We start from the raw sequence: 21,277 nt of genomic DNA on the forward strand, positions 1-21,277 counted from the left end.
CCATGCTGAATTTCAAGCACCTGATGGCGGCCGTCTTGTTGCTGTCCACTTCCCTCGGCGTCCAGGCCGAGCGGTTGAAGGACATCGCCAGTATTTCCGGCGTGCGTTCCAACCAGTTGATCGGCTATGGCCTGGTGGTGGGGCTTAACGGCACCGGCGACCAGACCACTCAGACGCCCTTCACCCTGCAGACCTTCAACAACATGCTGTCGCAGTTCGGCATCAAGGTGCCGGCCGGTTCCGGCAACGTGCAGTTGAAGAACGTCGCGGCGGTGTCGGTGAGTGCCGATCTGCCGGCGTTCGCCAAGCCGGGGCAGGTGGTGGATATCACCGTGTCCTCCATCGGCAACTCCAAGAGCCTGCGCGGCGGCACCTTGCTGCTGACACCGCTCAAGGGTATCGACGGCAACGTCTACGCCATTGCCCAGGGCAACCTGGTGGTGGGTGGTTTCGATGCTGAAGGGCGGGACGGTTCGAAGATCACCGTGAACGTGCCCTCGGCCGGGCGCATTCCGGGCGGTGCCTCGGTAGAGCGTGCCGTGCCCAGCGGATTCAACCAGGGCAACAGCCTGACCCTGAACCTCAACCGTTCGGACTTCACCACCGCCAAGCGCATTGTCGACAAGATCAACGACATGCTCGGCCCGGGCGTGGCCCAGGCCATCGATGGCGGCTCGATCCGGGTGACCGCGCCGCTGGATCCAAGCCAGCGCGTGGACTACCTGTCGATCCTGGAGAACCTGGAGATCGATCCGGGCCAGGCCGTGGCCAAGGTCATCATCAACTCCCGTACCGGCACTATCGTGATTGGCCAGAACGTCAAGGTGTCGCCGGCTGCGGTGACCCACGGCAGCCTGACCGTGACCATTACCGAAGACCCGATCGTCAGCCAGCCCGGCCCGCTGTCCAACGGCCAGACCGCTGTGGTGCCCCGTTCGCGGGTCAATGCCCAGCAGGAAGCCAAGCCGATGTTCAAGTTCGGCCCGGGTACCACCCTGGACGAGATTGTCCGTGCGGTGAACCAGGTGGGTGCCGCCCCAGGCGACCTGATGGCGATCCTCGAAGCCTTGAAACAGGCCGGCGCCCTGCAAGCCGACCTGATCGTGATTTGAGGTGACGGCCATGGATATACGTAAGAGCGGATTGATTGGCAGTGGCGACTCCGGGTCCTACTCCGACCTCAATCGCCTGCAGCAACTCAAGGTCGGTGACAAGAACAGCGAAGGCAACATGCGCAAGGTGGCGCAGGAGTTCGAGTCGCTGTTCCTCGGTGAAATGCTCAAGTCCATGCGTTCGGCCACCGAAGCCCTGGGCAAGGACAACCCGCTCAATACGCCGGCGGCCAAGCAGTATCAGGAAATGTACGACCAGCAGCTGGCGGTTTCCCTGTCGCGCGAAGGCGGTGGCATTGGCCTGGCCAACGTGCTGATGCGCCAGATGATGAAGAATCAGCCCACCCATCCAGGAGCGACGCCGCCAGCGCTAGCGCCAGCCGCGCCGGTGGCGGTGCCGACGCCGATTGCTGCCGGTACCACGGCCGAGGACGGCCCCTTGAGCCGCCTCAATGGCCAGCGACCGTTGTGGGCCTCCCGTGCCCATGATCCACTGCGGACCTCCGTGGCGCATAACGACATGGTCTTGCTCAATCAGCGGCGCCTGTCGTTGCCGAGCAAGCTCACCGACCGCCTGTTGACCGGTATCGTGCCTTCGGCCGGCGGGGTTGCCGATGCCTCCGTGCAGAATCAGGCGCCGGGCCGCAATACGGCCGCAGCCGATGCCGTGCTTCGGGGGGAGTGGAAGGTCAATCAGGGATACGCCGCCTCCCAGGGCAAGATGCGCGTGTATGGCCGGGCCATGGCCCAGCCGCCGCTGGCGCCGGCCAAGCGCGCATTCGATTCTTCGGATGACTTCGTGGCCACCATGCTGCCGATGGCGCAGCAGGCGGCGAAGCGCATCGGTATCGACCCACGCTACCTGGTGGCCCAGGCTGCACTGGAAACCGGCTGGGGCAAGTCGGTGATGCGCCAGCAAGATGGCAGCAGCAGCCACAACCTGTTCGGCATCAAGGCTGGCAGCAGTTGGCAGGGAGCCCAGGCTCGTGCGATTACCAGCGAGTTCCGCAATGGGCAGATGGTCAAGGAGACGGCAGCGTTCCGTTCCTACGATTCCTACCAGGACAGCTTCCATGACCTGGTGACCTTGCTGCAGAGCAATAATCGCTATCAAGAAGTGCTGAAGGTTGCCGATAAACCAGAACAGTTTGTTCGCGAGTTGCAAAAAGCCGGGTACGCAACGGACCCGGATTACGCAAGCAAGATTTCGCAGATAGCCAAGCAGATGAAGAGTTATCAGAACTACGCTGCGGCGGGCGTTTCCACGAATTTATAAGGTCTGAATCATGAGTTTGCTCAATATCGGGATGTCCGGGCTGTCTGCCAGCCAAACGTCGTTGATGACCACGGGTAACAACATTGCCAACGCCGACACCGCCGGGTATTCGCGTCAGCAGACCGTGCAGGGCACCAAGGCTGCGAATCAGTTCGGCAATGTCTTCATCGGCACTGGCACCACCCTGGCGGATGTGCGCCGGGTGTATAACAGCTTCCTGGACGCCCAGCTGCGTACGGCTACTTCGCTCAACAGTGACGTGGCGGCCTATCAGGGGCAGATCAGCCCGGTCGACCAGTTGCTATCGGACAGCGGCACCGGCATGACCGGCGCCCTGACCAAGTTCTTCGCTTCGGTACAGAATCTCAATGCCAAGCCCACCGACGAGGCTTCCCGGCAGTTGCTGCTCAGCGATACCCAAGCCCTGAGCAACCGTTTCAACTCGGTATCCAGCCAGCTCAATCAGCAGAACACCAATATCAACGGCAACCTGGCGAACATGGCGGACCAGGTCAACAAGCTGGCCAACACCGTGGCCCAGCTCAACCAGAAGATTTCCGAGCTGTCGACGAACGGCAATGGCATGCCCAACGACCTGCTCGATGCGCGTAATGAAACCGTGCGCCAGCTTTCGACCTTCATCGGCGTGCAGGTCTCGGAGCGTGGCTCCAGCGTCGATCTGTACCTGGGCAGCGGCCAGCCGCTGGTCATGGGCAACACTGCCAACACCTTGGAAGTGGTGCAGGGCAAGAACGATCCGACCCGCTCCGCGCTGCAGCTCAACCGAGGTACCAGCACTGTCGATATCACAAACGTCACCACCGGTGGCGAGATCGGTGGTCTGCTGCGTTATCGCAGTGAGGTGCTGGATCCGGCGATGAATGAACTGGGGCGCGTGGCCCTGGTGATCGCGGATCAGATGAACAGCCAGATGGCTCAGGGCATCGACAAGAACGGTAACTTCGGCGGCAACCTGTTCAACGACATCAACAGTGCTCAGATGGTCAGCCAGCGCAGCATTGCCAGCACCAGCAACAGTGCAGGTTCGGGCAATTTCGATGTGACCATCAAGGACACTGGCAAGCTGAGCACAAGTGATTACACCGTGACCTTCAGCAGTGCCACCGACTACAGTGTAAAGCGCTCTGACGGTACCGACATGGGCAGCTTCAGCACCACGGCATCACCGGCTCCGGTGATTGATGGTTTTTCGCTGAATCTCAACGGTACGGCGGGAGCTGGTGACAGTTTTAAAATCACCCCTACACGCAATGCGGCAACCACCATCCAGACCGAGATGACCGATGCCAAGCGCTTGGCCCTTGCAGCGCCGTTGAAGGCCGAGCTCGGTGCCGGGATCAAGAGTTCGCTGAGCATTTCCGCACAACCTTCGCTGGCAGTGCCGATCGACAACTATGATGCCGCTGCCAGGCTGGAGATGCAGACTGCTATCAAGAATTCGGGTCCGGTGAAGGTGGTGTTCAACGCCGTGTCCGGTGGCAGTCAGAGCTACGACTATTTCGATGCCAAGGGCAACAAGATGGGCAGCGGTTCCATCGTGCCGGGGCAGAGCAATACCTTGAATTTGCAAGTCAACATGCTGGATGCCAGCGGCAACCCCGTCACAGACGGCGGCACGCCTCCCGTGAACAAGACATTTACCGTGCAGATGACCATTGCCGGCGCGCCCAACTCCGGCGACAGCATGAGCATTTCGGTGAACGGTGCCGGCTCGTCCGATAACCGCAATGGCTTGGCTCTGGCCGGCTTGCAGACCAAGCAGACTGTCGATACCGGTTCCGCCAGCAAAGGCATCACCCTGGTGGATGCCTACGGCAAGCTGATCGAGAACGTCGGTGCCAAGGCCAGTCAGGCCAAGCTCGACACCGCCGCCAACGGCACCATTCTGGCCAACGCCAAGGGGGCCCGGGACTCGTTGTCCGGGGTTGACCTGGATGAAGAGACCGGCAACCTGGTCAAGTTCCAGCAGTACTACACAGCGTCTTCGCAGATCATCAAGGCTGCGCAGGAAACCTTCAGCACGCTGATCAACAGCCTTTAAGGAGCCGTAGCCCATGCGCATTTCCACCGCCCAGTTTTACGAGTCTTCGGCTGCCAACTACCAGAAGAACTTCGCCAACGTAGTCAAGAGCAGCGAAGAGGCCAGCAGCCTGGTTCGCGTCAATACCGCCGCAGACGATCCGGTGGGCGCTTCGCGTTTGCTGCAATTGGGCCAGCAGGCTTCTCTGCTTGATCAGTACAAGAGCAATACCAATTCGATCAAGGCCTCGCTCGGTCAGGCCGAGTCGGTGATGACCAGTATCAACAACGTGCTGGCGCGAGCCAAGGAACTGGCGCTGGGTGCTGGCAACGCTGGCTACACCGATGCCGACCGTCAGGCCAATGCCTCTGAACTGGGGCAGATCGAAGAGCAGTTGCTGAGCCTGATGAACACTCAGGATGAAAACGGTAAGTACATCTTTGGTGGTTCCAAGGATGATGTGCCGCCATTCTCCCGCAACTCCGACGGCACCTACAGTTACAACGGTGACCAGACCAGCCTCAAGCTGCCGGTGGGCGATACCATGACAATGGCCGCCAACAGCACTGGCTGGGATGTTTTCCAGCAGGCGCTCAACACCAGTCGTAGCGAGGTTACTCGTGTCTTGCCGGCGGTGGATGATGGCCGTGTGAGCCTGTCCAATGGGCAGGTGACCAATAGCGTCAATTACAACAGCAGCTTTCGCAGCGGCGAGCCCTACAAAGTTGAGTTCGTCACTGGCACTCAGCTGAAGATCACTGACACCAATGGTGTCGATGTCACATCCGAAGCGAGCAAGGGTGGCGCGTTCGATGGCAGTCCCAACCAGACCGTGAGCTTTCGTGGGGTCGACCTGACCCTGAACGTCAATTTGAAGGCGGGTGAAGACCCGGCGGCATTGTTGCCGGGGCACCAATTCAACTTGGCGGCCAAACCCGATACCTTCAATGTCGCTCGCAGCCCGGGTAACCCGAGCATGGCCCAGGTCAGCAGCACCACTGTGACCGATCAGGCGGCCTACAAAGCGGCTTTCCCTAGTGGTTCTGCGGTGCTCAAGTTCACCAGCGCCACGGATTTCGATCTGTATGCTGCTCCGGTGACTGCCAACAGTAAACCGGTGTCTTCGGGAACCCTGACTGCGGGCAACGTAGCTACCGCGGCGGGTGTGAGTTTCCAGTTGAACGGTACCGCTCCTGCGGCCAATGATCAGTTCAGCGTTGCGGTCAATACTCATGAAACGCAGAACATCCTGGACACCGTGAGCCAGTTGAAAAACGCCCTCAACACCCCGGTGACCGGCAACACCATCGCTACCCAGAAGCAGTTGGCCGACCTCGCCTCGGGTATTGCCAACCTGACCAGTGGTGTTGATCAGTTGGCCATCGGTATCAGTTCGATTGGTGGTCGCGGTCAGGCCCTGGATACCCAGACAGAAATCAATGAGAGCCTGTCTGCGGCCAACGTCAAGACCCGTTCTGCGATCAGCGATTCCGATCCTGCCGAAGTGATGACTCGTCTGACCCTGCAACAAACCATGCTGCAGGCTTCGCAACTGGCATTCAGTAAGATCGCTCAGCTGGGCCTGTTCAACAAGGTCTGATTCAGTGCGGGGATCGTGGCAGCTTGTACGATCCCCGTTCTCATTCTTTTACGGATCGGGGCGTTCCGCTCTCACGTGAGCCGGCGCATACCGGTCGAGAGTTACGTGCGTGAAACCAGCCCCTCTTGTCAGCATCGCCATTGCGGCATTCAACCCTCGCTTTTTCAGTGCTGCACTGTGCAGCGCGCTCGATCAGACCTACTCCAACCTTGAAATTGTCGTGTGCGATGACTGCCGCACGGATGAAATCGAACAGATCGTAAGCGAGGCGCGTAGCTCGCATCCTGCCGCCAATCTGCGTTATGTGCGCAACTCCCAACGTCTGGGGTTTCAGCGCAATATCCTGCGTTGCCTGGAAGAGGCGACTGGCGAATACATCAAGTTCCTCTGTGACGATGACCAACTGGTGGCCGATTGCATCGAGCGCCAGGCACAGATTCTCGACACCCAGGACGACGTCCAGTTGGTGGTGAGCAAGCATCACTTCTTCGATGCCGACAGCTACGTGCTGCCAATCCGCATGGAGAATGTGGGCCTTACTCAGTTCGATGCGCTGTTCAACGGGCAGGACCTGCTGGCCTACTTTGAAAAGGTCCCGCGCAATATTATCGGGCGGTTCAGTTGTGCATTGATGCGCCGGTCGGACATCGAGTCTCTGTTGCCGGCCCTGGCACAGGAGCAAGGTGGGTTCGTCGCGGTGCTCGACTTTGCCTTGTTCGTCTGTTTGTTACGGCGCGGCAACCTGGTGGAACTCAGCGCTCTAGGCTGTTTCGAGCGTCTGTATCCGGAGCGCCTTTCGCACCGCCCGGAAATAGTCAGCGCTGCAATCGTCGAGTGGGGCTGGCTGGAGCAGATGCTCAATCAGCGCAGCGGTGATCAGGCTCCTGCTCGGGGCTGGGTGCGTTACCTTTCGCTGGATGAGGCGCAAGGACAGTCACAGCGTGACTGGGAGGAAATCAACCTCTATGCACTGATGGCGGGGCGCCAGGGCATTATTCAGAGCCATGTCGGTACCGATAGCGAAAGCTATGGCGATCTCTATGGCCAATGGTTGCGATATCGTCGCTTTAGCCCGGCTCAGCAGCAGTTGTTATCCCGACAGATGAGCTTCTGGACAAAGCGTCCGCAGATCATGCTTTTGGTCATCGACACCGATGGGGATGACAGCGCCGTGGACCTGACGCTGGCCAGCATTGCCACTCAGGGCTATGAATCGCAGGTGTTGCTCTTGTCTGACGGCCAGTGTGCCCTGGATCATAAGGTTCGGCGGCTCGCTCTGGGCGGCGATTGGCTGATTCGGGTCAACGAGTTATTGGTCCAGCAAGAAGGTGTGGACTGGTTTTACCTGCTGCGTGCGGGTGACTGTTTGCGGGAGACAGCGCTACAGATTCTGGCCGAACGGATTGTCTGCAGCCAAGGAGTCTTCTGCATATACAGCGACGAAGGTGCCCTGGTCGATGGAAAACCGGCGGAGCCGATCTTCAAGCCGGACTTCAATCTCGATCTGTTGCGTTCATACCCCTATGTGGGGCGTACATTGGCATTCGATCGCCAGGCTGTGCTGAGCCTGGGCTGTTTCGATGTGAGCCTCGGTGAACTGGCGCCTCATGACCTTATCTGGCGACTGGTGGAGGGCCAGGGTTCACAGGTCATCGTGCACATTGCCGAGGTTCAGGTCGAGTCGCAGTTTTCCTTTGCTCAATGGCTGTCATTGCCGCAGGTCGTGGAACAGAACCCGCGCCTGCTAGCAGCCCATTTGCAGCGCATCGGTGTCGAATATCGATTGCATGAGGGAGCTGGCTTGCAATTGATTCCGCGGATTGAGTATGTGCATGACTCTGAGCCGCTGGTGTCGATCCTCCTCTCGGTCAAGGACGATCTGGTGGCGCTGGAGCGGTGCATCAATAGCCTGATTACTCATACTGCCAATACCCGTTATGAAATCATCATTGTGGATAACGCCAGCACCCAACCCGAATTGGGTCATTGGTTGCGCTCCATGGCTGACCTGGGCAGTGACGCGTTGCGGATCTTCTTCCATGAGCAGGGTGGCAATGAAGCGCAGTTGATGAATTTTGCGGCGCGCCAGGCGCGGGGCGACTATCTGTTGATGTTCAGTGCCTACTGTGTCGTCCGCGACAAGGATTGGTTGCAAGAGCTGCTCAATCACGGGCAGCGGCCGGAGGTGGGGATAGTCGGGCCGCGTACCTTGAATCTGCAGGGTAATGTCATCGATGCCGGCTTGGTGCTTGGCATGGAAGGCCTGGCCGGTCGAGCCTTTGTCAACGAGCCGGTGTCCTCGGGCGGCTATATGCAGCGTATGCAGGTGGTGCAGAACTGGAGCGCTGTCAGCGGCCATTGCCTGTTGGTTCGGGCTCAGGTCTTCGCCGACGCAGGTGGTTTTGACGGGGAGGTCGGCACTCAGGGCATCAACTCACTGGAGTTGTGCCTGCGTGTGGGCAAGGACGGTTACCTGATCGTGACTACGCCCCATGCGGCAGTTGTGTTGGTAGCTTCCCAAGAAGCTCGACGAGAGGAGGGCTGGGAGCTGCGCCTCGAGCGTGAGCAGGAAGCGTTCTACAAGCGCTGGCTGCCGAAGGTGGCCCGGGATCCTGCCTACAACCACAATCTCAACCTGATGGGCAACAGTTTCGGCTTGATGCCCGGTTCGCGTACGGGATGGAATCCACTTTGCAGTCGATCCGTGCCCTCGATTCTCGGCCTGGCGCTGAATAACTCTGCCATCGGCCACTATCGTGTCAGCCAGCCACTGATCGAGTTGCAGGCGGCTCAGAGGATAATTGGTAGCGTGTCTTACCACATGCCTTCGATCATCGAGGTTGAACGCCTGCAACCGGACGTGGTGGTTTTTCAGGGGCGCTACAACACATCCAAGTTCAACGACATCAGCCAGGTTCGCAATTACTCCCAGGCCCGCAGGATCTATGAGCTGGATGACTATGTTGCGCATATTCCCGAGCGCAATGAGCACGCTCGTAATATGCCCGACAACATCGAGGATCTGTTGCGCCGTGGAATAGCCCAGTGTGACCGGGTGGTGGTTTCGACCCATGCCCTGGCCAACACCCTGTCCAGCATGCATCAGGATATCCGGGTGGTGCCGAACATGCTGGCGCCGCATTTGTGGAGCCAGATTCGCAGCCAGCGCCGTACCTCACTCAAGCCACGTATTGGCTGGGGCGGCGGCACCAGCCACCGTGGTGACCTGGAGTTGATTGCCGATGTGGTGAAGGAACTGGCCAATGAGGTGGAATGGGTGTTCTTCGGCATGTGTCCTGAAGTGCTCGAACCTTATGTGCACGAGTACCACCCGGGGGTGAGTCTGGCGAACTACCCGGCCAAGCTGGCAAGCCTGAACCTCGACCTGGCGCTGGCGCCACTGGAGTTTCATATTTTCAACGACTGCAAGAGCAATCTGCGCTTGCTTGAGTACGGCGCCTGCGGTTATCCGGTGATCTGTTCGGATACCGAGGCCTATCGTGGTCATCTACCTTGTACCCGAGTCATCAGCAACTCGGCGCAGGAGTGGCTGCAGGCTATCCGTATGCACCTGGCCGATCCGCAAGCCAGCTACCAGATGGGCGATGAGTTGCGCGAGGTAGTACTGCGCGACTTCATGTTGCGTGGTGACAACCTGCAGTACTGGGCCGATGGTTGGCTCGCCGACTGACGGGTGTGAGCGACATCAGCCAACAACCTAATGCCTCCGATTGAGCGGACAGGAATTCATATGCAAAGCAATTTTCCCAACGGCGCATCCCCCTTGAGTGAGCATTTCACCTTGGTTTTGCTGGCGCATGAGCAGCCTCGGGCTTTGCGTCGAGCGCTGCGCTACTACAGTGGATGGCCTTGCACGGTGCTGGTGGTCGACTCGTCGAGCCAGAGCGATAGCGGGGTTGGCGCCGAGTTTGCCGATGTGCTTTATCAGCATGTACCGGCCGACCGTGCCGAACATTTCAGCGGCAAATTGCGTCAGTCCATCGCAATGCTGAAGACTCCTTACATGGCCATGGCCGATGTCGAGGATTTCCTTCTGCGTGAAGGGGTCGAGCAGTCTCTGGACTTTCTTGAGGCCCATAGTGAATACGGTGCTTGCCAGGGGTACAGCCTGGCTTTTGAGGCGCATGCTCAGGGAGTCGATTACCTGCGTCTTGATCGCAAGGGGGAAGAGGACTATTGCGCGGAGTCTGCCGAGGCCCGGTTGGAAGTATTCACCCGCCATTGCCCATCGTTGATCAGTGCAGTGACCCGAACCGAGCTGCTGCGTCGGTGGTATGTTTCGATGCCGGCGGATTTCAATCCGGCCCTGCAGGAGATCGGGCATTCCTATGGCCTGACGGTCGCCGCCAAGGTGCGTCTGCTGCCAATCCCCTACGGACTGCATGAGCAGCATTGCGCTTCAAGGCTGCAAAACCTGCAGATTGCAGCGCAATTGAGCTACCGCGATGCGCAGGCCTTGGTTGAACACGAGCGTTTCGCCCTGGCTCTGGCCGTGGCTTTCGACGCCATCGACGGCGAGAGCATTCGCCAGCGTACCCGGGACAACCTGCTGGCCGTTGGCAAGTACCTCGCAACCTTGCCAGGGCTTGAAACGGAAAAGCTGATCGAATCGACGTGGGACTCGCTGTTGGAGCAGCCGGTCCGGCGTTTCGAACCGACCCAGTACGTAGAGTTGCCCTTCTACAACCAGGCGTTTTTCGAACAATTGAGCGCCCTGGAATTTCTCCTTCATGCGGTACCGAGCGGTCGTCGACAGTTGGAGGAGCTCGAAGGCGTCATGCTCCAGCAGAAAGAGCTGTTGCGGGTCCAGCGTAATGCTAGTGCCGAGCCTCTCGATGATCGGCTGCAGAAAGCCTTCGAACTCTACGCCTTCAACTTGCCAGTGGTGCAGCAGATGATCCGGTCGCTGCAGGCCCGAGGTGAGGAGCAGCGTGCGCAGGCAGTTCAGGCCTGGGAGGCTCGATTGCAGGCAGCGACACTGGCGCAATGCGCTGAGTGGTTTGATACAACCCGCTCCGGACGCCTTCTGCAGTGGCTCGAAGCACGTGAGCCAGATACCGGTCAGGTAGAGAAGATCGGCCGGCACTTGGCGCGCCACTCCGGTGGGCCTTCTTTCGGGATATTGCTGCTGGACCTGCAGGCCGACATCCTCAAGTTGCAAGCGACCTTCGATAGCGTGATCAACAGCTACTGTCGCAACTTCAAGATCATTGTCTTCACCAGTGGTGATCTGCCTTCGGTCACCACTGCGCAAAACACCTTGCATTTCGTCAAGGTCGACGAGAACAACTACGTCGACAAGATCAACCAGTCAGTGCGACAAAGCGACTGCGATTGGCTGGTCATGGCGCAGGCCGGAGACGAACTCACGCCCAGTGGTTTGTATCAGGCAAGCCTTGAGCTGTTGGCGGCGCCGCAATGCCGTGCGGTGGCCATGGACGAGATCCAGCGCCTACCGGATGGCACCTTGCGTGATGTGTTCCGTCCGGGTTTCAACCTGGACCTGTTGCAGAACTGTCCTGCCCTGCTGGCACAGCATTGGCTGGTACGCCGCGATGCTCTGGTGCAGGCAGGGGGTTATTCCCGCGAGTTCAAGGGGACCCTGGAATTTGATCTGCTGTTGCGCCTGATCGAGCAGGGTGGCCTGGAGGGGCTTGCCCACCTGGCCGAGCCGTTGCTGGTTTGCCAGGCGCCCATGGCACAGAACAATGCTGACGAGCGCGAGGCGCTGTTGCGGCATCTGGCTACCCGAGGCTACCAGGCCGATATCAGCGCGCCGGTGCCAGGGACCCATAAGATCGACTACCGCTTCACTGAGCGTCCGCTGGTATCGATCATCCTTCACAGTGTTAAGGATCTGCCGGCCTTGCAGCGCTGCCTGCTCAGCATACTGCAGCGAACCCGCTACCAGCGTTACGAGATCCTGCTGGCTGAAGATCCGGCCTACTCGGCGCCATTGAATCAGTGGCTGGCCGCTCAGGGGCAGCAAGCCAACCGTCTGCGCCAGTTCGGCATTCAACCCGGTTTGTCGGCTGCGACATTGATCAATACCCTCAGCCAGCAAGCCAAGGGTGAATACCTGGTGACCCTGGCGGCTGACAGCGAAGTACTCAACGTCAACTGGATTGAGTCACTGCTTAACCAGGTCCTGCGTCCTGAAGTCGGCGTGGTGGGAGCCAAGTTGGTGGATCGGCAGGCGCGGGTGACCCAGGCGGGGCTGATCATGGGCTTCAATGGCAGTGTCGGTTCGGCTTTTGTTGGTGAGCCCAAGACGTCCGTGGGCTATCTCAATCGATTGGTGGTAGAGCAGAACTGTTCGGCGGTGTCTTTTGCCTGCTTGATGATTGCCAAGCAGTTGTTCGACGCCGCCGATGGCATCGACGACAGTTTGTTTGCCGAAGGGTTGGGTGATGTTGACCTGTGCCTGCGGATTGGCCAGGGCGGTTACCTGACGGTCTGGACGCCCCATGTCCAAGTCATTCAGTCGGGGTTGCTTGAGTCGTCGCCTGTTGCATTGCAGGTCCTTCAGGAGAAGTGGTCGCAGGTTCTGGGGCATGACCGCTTCTACAACAAGAACTTGACCTTGCATGGGCGTGGCTATGGCCTGGGTCCTGTGGCTGCGGTTCCTTGGATGGAGCTGCTGGATCAGCCCGGCGGCTAAGAATCTTCAATCTTCTCCCGCCACATGCTGCAGATAAAAAGCCCACTTTCGGTGGGCTTTTTTATAGCTTCGCAATACCGATGGAAGTGCCGAAGGGTGGGGTTTTTCAGGTGTTTTTTCGATGGCACCAATATTGCTTTCCAGTGCCTGCGCCCCCGGTAAATCGCACAGGTGCCGAATTATTGGCGTACAGGCTGAGGGGGTAGCAGGCCATTGAAGACGATGCTGTTCACATTTGAGAGACGCACATGAAGGCAGTAATTCTGGCGGGGGGGTTAGGTACTCGCATCAGTGAGGAATCACACCTCAAGCCCAAGCCGATGATCGAGATTGGTGGCAAGCCAATCATCTGGCACATCATGAAAATCTACTCTCACTACGGCATCAACGACTTTGTGGTCTGCCTGGGCTACAAGGGTTACATCATCAAGGAATACTTCGCCAACTACTTCCTGCATATGTCGGATGTAACCTTCGACATGGCGGAAAACCGTATGCATATCCACCAGCGTCATGCCGAACCCTGGCGTGTGACCTTGGTGGACACTGGAGAGGCTACCGGTACCGGCGGCCGCTTGAAGCACGTACGCGATTACCTGGGCGATGAGACCTTCTGCTTCACCTATGGTGACGGCGTCTCGAACGTGAACATTCCCGAGTTGATCGCCTTCCATCGCCAGCATGGCAAGCTCGCCACGGTGACTACGGTTCAGCCCCCGGGCCGCTTCGGCGCCATGGAGTTGGAGGGCGCCTGCGTGCGCGGCTTTCAGGAAAAGCCCCAAGGCGATGGTGGCTGGATCAACGGCGGATTCTTTGTACTGGAGCCCGGCGCACTTGATTACATCGCGGACCACTCCACTACCTGGGAGTACGAACCCATGCGCAACCTGGCTCGCGAAGGGCAGTTGATGAGCCATCTGCATCGCGGTTTCTGGCAGCCGATGGACACCCTGCGTGATCGTGTTTTGCTCGAAGAGCGCTGGAGCAGCGGACAGGCTGAATGGAAGCTCTGGAGTTGAACGGATTCTGGTCGGGCAAGAAGGTTTTCCTTACCGGGCACACAGGTTTCAAGGGCGGCTGGCTGGCGCTTTGGCTGCGTGAGCTGGGTGCAGAGGTACAGGGTTATGCCTTGCCTGCCGCGACTACGCCATCGCTGTGGCAGGAAGCGGGGCTGGATCGCCTGATCACTGGCGACCTGGCGGATATCCGCGATCTGGCTGCCATCACGCGAGCGGTACAGGCTTTTGCTCCGGACGTGGTATTTCACCTGGCTGCACAGCCCCTGGTCCGCGAGGCCTATCGCACGCCGGTGGAGACCTACGCTACCAACGTCATGGGCACGGTCAACCTGCTGGAGGCGGTACGCCAGTGCCCTGGCGTGGGGGCGGTGGTGGTGATCACCACTGACAAGTGCTATGAGAATCGCGAGTGGGTATTGCCCTATCGCGAATACGACGCCCTTGGCGGCTTCGATCCCTACAGCAATAGCAAGGCCTGCGTAGAGCTGCTCTGTGCCTCCTATCGCAACTCCTTCCTGCACGCCTCGGGCACGGCCCTGGCCACAGCCCGTGCGGGCAATGTCGTGGGTGGGGGCGACTGGTCGCCGGAACGCCTGGTACCGGATATTTTCCGTGCCTGGCAACGCAATGAAGAGGTGATCCTGCGTTATCCGCAGGCTACGCGTCCCTGGCAGCACGCCCTCGAGCCATTGATGGGTTACTTGATGCTGGCCAAGGCCTTGTTCGAAGACGGCGTGCAGTATGCCGGTGCCTGGAATTTTGGTCCCGACAGCAGCAACGTGGCCACGGTGCAGAGCATCGTCAGCCAGCTTGCCGAATTGTGGCCTACGCCTGTGCGCTGGGCTGTCGAGCCGGGAGTCCAGCCCCATGAAGCCAGTCTGCTGGCACTGGACTCAAACAAGGCGCAGACGGAGCTGGGCTGGACTCCGCGCTGGTCTCTGGCAACCACACTGGAGCGCACCCTGGCCTGGAACCTCGCCTGGCAACACGGCGAAGACATGTACACCTTTACCCGCAAGCAGATCGCGGACTATCAAGGCGATACCCATGAGTGAAAGTACTTCGCAGCAGTTACGCCAACAAATTGTCGAGTTGGTTGGGCGTTATGCGCAGTTGCAGATGGCGCCACAAGTGTTCGTGGCAGGCCAGAGTGCCGTGCCGCCTGCGGGCAAGGTGATCGGTGCCGGTGAGTTGCAGTCGATGACCGAAGCGGTTCTGGATGGCTGGCTGACCACCGGGCGCTTCAACGATGCTTTTGAAAAACGCTTGGCCAAGTACCTTGGCCGGCGTTGCGTACTGACCACCAACTCGGGTTCGTCAGCGAACCTGCTGGCCTTTTCGGCGCTGACCTCGCCGCGCCTGGGCGACCGTGCGATTAAGCCGGGCGACGAAGTGATTGGGGTCGCGGCGGGCTTCCCGACGACGGTCAACCCGATCCTGCAGTTTGGCGCGGTACCGGTGTTCGTCGATGTCGAGTTGGCGACCTACAACATCGACCCGGCCAAGATCGAAGCGGCCATCGGCCCCAAGACCAAGGCCATCATGCTCGCCCACACCTTGGGCAACCCCTATGACCTGAGTGTGGTCCGGGCCCTGTGTGACAAGTACAAATTGTGGTTGATCGAAGACTGCTGCGATGCCCTGGGCTCGACCTACAAAGGGCAGTTGGTGGGCACCTTTGGTGATATCGGCACCCTGAGCTTCTACCCGGCGCACCACATCACCATGGGCGAGGGCGGGGCGGTGTTCACCAACAACCCATTGCTCAAGCGGATCATGGAGTCTTTCCGCGATTGGGGGCGTGATTGCTATTGCGCGCCTGGCCAGGACAACACCTGCAAGCAGCGCTTCTGCAAGCAGATGGGGGAGTTGCCAGAGGGTTACGATCACAAGTACACCTATTCGCACCTGGGCTACAACCTCAAGATCACTGATATGCAGGCTGCCTGCGCGCTAGCACAGATGGATCGAGTGGATGATTTCACCCTGGCGCGCAAACGCAATTTCCAGTGGCTGCGCGAACGTCTGGCCAACTGCACCGACTTCCTGATCCTGCCCGAGGCCACCGCCGAGAGCGATCCGTCCTGGTTCGGCTTTCCACTGACCTTACGCGATGGCTGCGGGATCAAGCGGGTCGAGCTGTTGCAATATCTGGATAGCCAGAACGTCGGCACACGATTGCTGTTCGCCGGTAACCTGGTGCGCCAGCCCTACATGCTCGGACGCAACTTTCGCGTCAGCGGCGAGCTGACCGTGACCGACAAGATCATGAACGACACTTTCTGGATCGGTGTGTGGCCGGGCCTGGGCGAGGAGCATCTGGCCCATGTGGCTCGCTGCCTCGAACACTTCTTCGGGCTGGATCGCTGATGCGTGCTTATATCCTCTGTGGCGGCTTTGGTACACGCCTGAGCAGCGTACTGCAAGGTTCGCAAAAGGCCGTGGTCGATGTGCACGGCCGGCCATTCCTGGAGCTGGTACTGCAACAGTTGAAGCTGGCCGGGCTCAGCGAAGCCGTGTTGTGCGCCCATTACCGCGCCGATCAGTTGGACCAGCTGTTGCCTGCTCTCGCCGCGCAGAGTGGTCTGAAGTTGCGGTTGGTGGTCGAAGAGCAACCCATGGGTACGGGGGGCGCAATATTGCATGCGCTGCACGAGGTGCGGGCTGAGGGGCGCTATCTGGTGCTCAACGCCGATACGTACCTTGATCAGCAGGCTTACCGCTTGGCCCTTGGTTCGGCAGCGGATTGCGTGCTTGGGGTGATGGTCGAGGACCGCTCGCGCTATGGCAGCCTCGCCTGCTCGCAGGATCTGCGCCTGCTGGCCCTGAATGAGAAGGGCGCGTCCGGGCCGGGCCTGGTCAACGCCGGGGTGTACAGTTTTTCCGCCGAGGCCCTGAATGAGTTCGAACGGCAGGCCTGCTCCATGGAGCAATGGATCTTGCCGCACCTGATTGAGCGGCAACGCTTGCAAGTGGTCCAGTACAGCGGACCGTTCATCGATATTGGAACACCCGACGCATTGAGTGCTTTCAAGTCCAGTGTGCAAGAGGTCGGGAAACCATGAGCCAATTGGTCAAAAACCAGACGATCTATACCCACCAGACCATCCTCGAGGCAGTCGAGTGCATCGAGTCGGGGGACTTGCAGATCGTCTTTGTGGTCGATAACGGCTACCGCCTGGTTGGCGTGCTGACAAACGGTGATTTGCGCCGCTATCTGTTGCAGGGAGGCGCCACCACCGTGCCGGTCACCGAGTGCATGAACACTCAATACCGTTCGGTAAAGGTGGGTGCTGCCCGGGAGGAAATGCTCAAGATCTTCGACCTCAGCTACAACGCAATCCCGGTGGTGGATGCCCAGGGCCTGCTGGTGGATGTGGTCACTCCGTCGTTGCTGGCCGCCAACCAGGAGGTACCGGTGCTGGCCAGGGCACGAGCCCCGGTGCGTATGAGCTTCAGTGGTGGCGGCTCGGACCTCACTTACTACTTTGTGGAAAACCCGGCGGCGGTGCTCAGTTGCACAGTGGGACTTTACTCCCACGCTACCCTGATTCCGCGTACGGATGAGGTCATCCGGATTTTCTCCGAAGATCTGGATACCGAAGAGCAATACGAGTCGGTGGACGCGTTGCTGGCCCATACCGGCAAGGGGTTGCTGGCAACCATTGTGTCGGTGATCAAGCCCAGCTATGGCTTGGACTTGCATGTGCGCTCCGACTTTCCAGTGGGCTCGGGCCTGGGGGGCTCTTCGGCTGTGGCGACGGCGGTGATCGCTGCCTTCAACGAGCTGCGCCGCGATCGCTGGAGCACCTATGAAGTTGCCGAACTGGCCTTCCAGTCCGAGCGCCTGTGCTTTGGTATCGCCGGTGGCTGGCAGGATCAGTACGCCTCAGCCTTTGGCGGTTTCAACCTGATCGAGTTCAAGGAAGGGCGTAACCTGGTGCACCCGATTCGCCTCGACGATTCGATCTGCAACGAGCTTGAAGAGTGCCTGGTACTCTGTGATACGCGGATTTCCCACGACTCCGGCAAGCTGCATGTACAGCAGCGTGAAGAAATGGAAAGCAAACAGGCACAAGGGTTGTTGCTGACCGAGAGCGTATCGCTGTGCCGGCAAATGCATCACCACCTGATTCGCGGGGAGTTGCTGGAGTTCGGCCGCAGCCTGCACCAGGGCTGGATGCTCAAACGACAGTTTTCCCGGGCCGTCAGTGATGGCGTCCTCGATCAGATCTATGAATGCGCTCTGAGCGCCGGTGCCTTGGGTGGGAAACTGCTGGGGGCCGGAGGCGGCGGGTTCTTCCTGTTCTATGTACAGCCCCAGCATCGGCATGCGGTGACCGAAAAGGTCCGCGAGCTGGGCTGTCGCACCACTGATTTCCGATTCGAATCCAACGGTGTCACTTCCTGGCGGACCAAAATTCAATGAATGAGCAAGTTTTCAGCATCGATGGCGTGGTCCTCGGTGGCGACCGGACCTTTGTGATTGCCGAAGTCGGCAATAACCACAACGGCTCCCTGGCATTGGCCAAACAACTGGTGGATGCCTCGATCGAGGCCGGCGCCGATTGTGTGAAGTTCCAGCTGCGCAATCGCGAGGCGTTGTACCGGAGCAAGGCTGACGGTTCGAGAGCCGAGGATCTGGGGGTGGAGTACATCCAGGACTTGCTGGACAAGGTCGAGCTGAATGTCGACGAGCATCGGCAGATCCGCGCCTACTGCGCGGAAAAGGGCATCAGTTACATCTGCACTCCCTGGGACGAACCCAGTGTCGATGTGTTGGCCGGTTTCGATGTTCCGGCGTTGAAAATCGCCTCTGCCGATCTGTGTAACCCTTACCTGATCGCCAAGGCCGCGACCCTGGGCAAGCCGCTGATTCTCTCCACCGGAATGTCGCTGGAGCATGAGATCGAGCGCGCCATCGTGCAGTTACGGGGCTTGGGCGTGCCCTTCGCCTTGCTGCATTGCAACAGCACCTATCCGGCGCCCGAGAGCGATATCCAGCTCGGCTACCTGGCGCGCCTGCGCGAACTGCACGGGTTGATCGGCTATTCCGGCCATGAGCGCGGCACGGCCATCAGCATCGCCGCGGTTGCCCTGGGGGCCAAACTGATCGAGCGCCACATCACCCTTGATCGTGGCATGGAAGGCCCGGATCATCTGGCCAGCCTTGAACCCCAGGAGTTCCGCCAATTGGTGGAGGGGATCCGGCAGTTGGAGAAGGCGTTGCCGTGGACCGGCCCAGGCCGTCATGCCAGCCAGGGCGAGTTGCTCAATCGCGAGAACCTCGGCAAGAGCGTGATCGCCGCACGGGCCATCGCTCCCGGGGAAACCTTCACCCAAGACATGTTGCGGGTAGCCAGCCCGGGTCAGGGTCTGGCGCCATACCGGTTGAACGACCTGCTGGGCAGGCCGGCCGGGCGGAGTATTGCCCAGGGCGATTTTCTATTCGACAGCGATCTCAGCGAGCAGGCCGAAGTACGCCGGGAGTTCGCCATGCCGATCCTCTGGGGCGTGCCGGTTCGTTATCACGACTTCCTGCAGTATGAGCAGTGGATCAAGCCGGACCTGTTCGAGTTCCACCTGTCCTACCGCGACTTGAGCGTGGCGCCCCAGGCGTACTTGCGTCAGGTGCAGTGCTCGCGCCTGGTGGTACATGCTCCGGAACTGTTCGAGAACAGTGAACTGCTGGACCTGGTGGCCGATGACCTGGAGTACCGCCAGCGTTCGATCGTCAACCTGCAGCGGGTAGTGGATGCCACCTTGCAGATTGCCGAGTACTTCCCCAATGCCGACTCGCTGCTGATCGTTGCCAACATCGGCGGGTTCTCCGCAGACGAACCGTTTCCCATCGCTCATCGGGCCGAACTGTACCGGCGTTTCCAGGAATCCTGTGCTCAGGTGGACTTCGGTCGCACCGAACTGATTCCGCAGAACATGGCGCCGTTCCCTTGGCACTTTGGCGGGCAGCGTCACCAGAATATTTTCATGATGCCCGACGAGCTGGCGGAGCAGGCCAAGGCCCTTGGCCTGCGCCTGTGCCTCGACCTGTCGCATTTGCAGATGGCCTGCTTCCACTTCGGCCTGGACTTCCAGGCCGCGCTGGCGCTGTTGCTGCCGCATTCGGCGCACCTGCACGTGGCTGATGCCAAGGGTGCCAATGGTGAAGGCGTAATCATGGGCACCGGCGATGTGGACTGGCCGGCGACCTGGGCCCAGCTCAAGGGCTATCCAACCGTGAGTTTCATCCCTGAGGTCTGGCAGGGGCATAAGGATCATGGCGCCGGTTTCTGGTCGGCGCTGGAGTTTCTCAATTCATTGACCGAAGGTTCGTCCCATGACTGATCATATTCTTGCCGCGCGCCTGGATCGTTTGTTGAGCGAGCCTCTGGAGTCCATACGCCTTCGTCAAAGGCAGACCCTGTTGCAGGTCCTGGGGGATTTCGACCAGCCGTTCGTGCTGTTCGGTGCCGGCCATCTTGGGCGCAAAGCGGCTCGTGCCCTGCTGGAACTGGGGCTGGTGCCCCAGGCCTTTATCGACAATAACCCGGCACTCTGGGGCACTCATGTACAGGGTATCGAGGTGTTGAGCCCCGGCCAGCTGGCCTCCCGTGAAGCCGACCAATTGCCTGCAATCATCACGACAATCTGGTGTGGCGAGGCCAGCGACCGCATGGTTGAGCGCCTGGCGCCTCTGCGCGAGCTGGGTTTCGAGCGCATTGCACTTTTCGGTCACCTGGCCTGGTACATGCCCGAGAGGTTCCTGCCGCATTACAGCCTTGATCTGCCGGAAAAGGTCATTGGCGAAGCCGCGAACATTCGCCGAGCCTTCAACCTGCTGGCGGATGAAGAGTCCAAGCAACTGTTCGTCGATCACGTCCAGTGGCGTCTGTTTCTCGATTACGACTTGCTGCCGCCGGCATCCCCTCGCGAGATCTACTTCAATGATCACTTCGTGACTGCCAGGGAAGACGAAGTGCTGTATGACATCGGGGCGTTCAACGGCGACTCGATTCACGGCTACATCCAGAGTGGTCGCAAGCACTCGCAGATCCACTCCTTTGAGCCCTCAGCGAAAAACTTTGCCGATCTGCAGGATACTGTGGCTCAACTGGGAGGTGAGTCGCGCGGGTTGTACGCCCATGCCCTGGCGGTGGGCGACAGTGTCGGAGAAATTCTGATCGAGGCGGAAAACGGCCCAGCATCACGGGTGGGATCGGGTAGTGAGACGGTGCGTATGAGCACCCTGGACGAGCTGGGCAAACAGATCTCTGCGGCGACCTTCATCAAAATCGATATCGAAGGGTTCGAGCCCCAGTGCCTGGAAGGTGGGCGCCAGTTGATTTCCCAGCAGCATCCCGTGTTGGCCGTGTGCGTCTATCACGAGCAGGCTCATCTGTGGAGCATCCTCCTGCAGTTGCACGGCTACTACGACGGCTATCGCTTCAGCCTGTGCCCGCACCTGGCGGAGGGCTGGGACCTGGTGCTTTACGCCGTTCCAGCCGAGCGCGTCGCTCTCCCTTCTTTGAATGTTCAGGCGGTTTAAC

The 21,277-nt window shown here is 59.6% G+C and carries 13 protein-coding genes; all 13 read left to right on the top strand.

Translation table 11 applies throughout. The features are described from left to right. The first annotated feature begins 2 nt into the window (after nt 1-2). The 13 genes from U873_RS0132610 to U873_RS0132670 all read left to right on the top strand — a co-directional run bounded on the left by U873_RS0132610 (nt 3) and on the right by U873_RS0132670 (nt 21,276). Nucleotides 3-1,112, top strand: a complete 1,110-nt coding sequence (locus tag U873_RS0132610) for a flagellar basal body P-ring protein FlgI (RefSeq protein ID WP_025132251.1) — start codon at nt 3-5, stop codon at nt 1,110-1,112. A gap of 10 nt (nt 1,113-1,122) precedes the next feature. Further along, the gene (gene flgJ, locus U873_RS0132615) at nt 1,123-2,388 is read left to right on the top strand and encodes a flagellar assembly peptidoglycan hydrolase FlgJ (protein ID WP_025132252.1); all 1,266 of its coding nucleotides are present in this window, start codon (nt 1,123-1,125) and stop codon (nt 2,386-2,388) included. A gap of 10 nt (nt 2,389-2,398) precedes the next feature. After that, entirely contained in the window at nt 2,399-4,450 is a 2,052-nt protein-coding gene (gene flgK / locus U873_RS0132620) for a flagellar hook-associated protein FlgK (protein WP_025132253.1), read from the top strand. Nucleotides 4,451-4,463: 13 nt separating this feature from the next. After that, nucleotides 4,464-6,029, top strand: a complete 1,566-nt coding sequence (locus U873_RS0132625) for a flagellar hook-associated protein 3 (protein WP_025132254.1) — start codon at nt 4,464-4,466, stop codon at nt 6,027-6,029. A 109-nt stretch (nt 6,030-6,138) separates the two neighbouring features. Further along, the gene (locus tag U873_RS0132630) at nt 6,139-9,720 is read left to right on the top strand and encodes a glycosyltransferase (RefSeq protein ID WP_025132255.1); all 3,582 of its coding nucleotides are present in this window, start codon (nt 6,139-6,141) and stop codon (nt 9,718-9,720) included. Between the two features lie 60 nt (nt 9,721-9,780). Continuing rightward, a complete protein-coding gene (locus U873_RS0132635; RefSeq protein WP_025132256.1) occupies nt 9,781-12,711 on the top strand; it encodes a TIGR00180 family glycosyltransferase in 2,931 nt (976 codons plus the stop codon). A 248-nt stretch (nt 12,712-12,959) separates the two neighbouring features. Further along, entirely contained in the window at nt 12,960-13,730 is a 771-nt protein-coding gene (gene rfbF / locus U873_RS0132640) for a glucose-1-phosphate cytidylyltransferase (RefSeq protein WP_025132257.1), read from the top strand. After that, a complete protein-coding gene (gene rfbG, locus U873_RS0132645) occupies nt 13,712-14,785 on the top strand; it encodes a CDP-glucose 4,6-dehydratase (protein ID WP_029978816.1) in 1,074 nt (357 codons plus the stop codon). Before rfbF ends, rfbG begins: the two co-directional genes overlap by 19 nt. Further along, complete coding sequence (gene rfbH, locus U873_RS0132650) at nt 14,778-16,100, top strand: lipopolysaccharide biosynthesis protein RfbH (protein WP_025132259.1); 1,323 nt, start codon at nt 14,778-14,780, stop codon at nt 16,098-16,100. The genes rfbG and rfbH overlap by 8 nt, the downstream gene beginning before the upstream one ends. Then, the gene (locus tag U873_RS0132655; protein WP_025132260.1) at nt 16,100-16,795 is read left to right on the top strand and encodes a sugar phosphate nucleotidyltransferase; all 696 of its coding nucleotides are present in this window, start codon (nt 16,100-16,102) and stop codon (nt 16,793-16,795) included. Before rfbH ends, U873_RS0132655 begins: the two co-directional genes overlap by 1 nt. After that, complete coding sequence (locus U873_RS0132660) at nt 16,792-18,159, top strand: CBS domain-containing protein (protein ID WP_025132261.1); 1,368 nt, start codon at nt 16,792-16,794, stop codon at nt 18,157-18,159. The genes U873_RS0132655 and U873_RS0132660 overlap by 4 nt, the downstream gene beginning before the upstream one ends. Continuing rightward, the gene (locus U873_RS0132665; protein ID WP_025132262.1) at nt 18,156-20,075 is read left to right on the top strand and encodes an N-acetylneuraminate synthase family protein; all 1,920 of its coding nucleotides are present in this window, start codon (nt 18,156-18,158) and stop codon (nt 20,073-20,075) included. The genes U873_RS0132660 and U873_RS0132665 overlap by 4 nt, the downstream gene beginning before the upstream one ends. Continuing rightward, the gene (locus U873_RS0132670) at nt 20,068-21,276 is read left to right on the top strand and encodes an FkbM family methyltransferase (protein WP_025132263.1); all 1,209 of its coding nucleotides are present in this window, start codon (nt 20,068-20,070) and stop codon (nt 21,274-21,276) included. The genes U873_RS0132665 and U873_RS0132670 overlap by 8 nt, the downstream gene beginning before the upstream one ends. Nucleotide 21,277 lies beyond the last annotated feature (1 nt).

The sequence above is a fragment of the Pseudomonas sp. PH1b genome (assembly GCF_000633395.1).
Lineage (GTDB): Bacteria > Pseudomonadota > Gammaproteobacteria > Pseudomonadales > Pseudomonadaceae > Aquipseudomonas.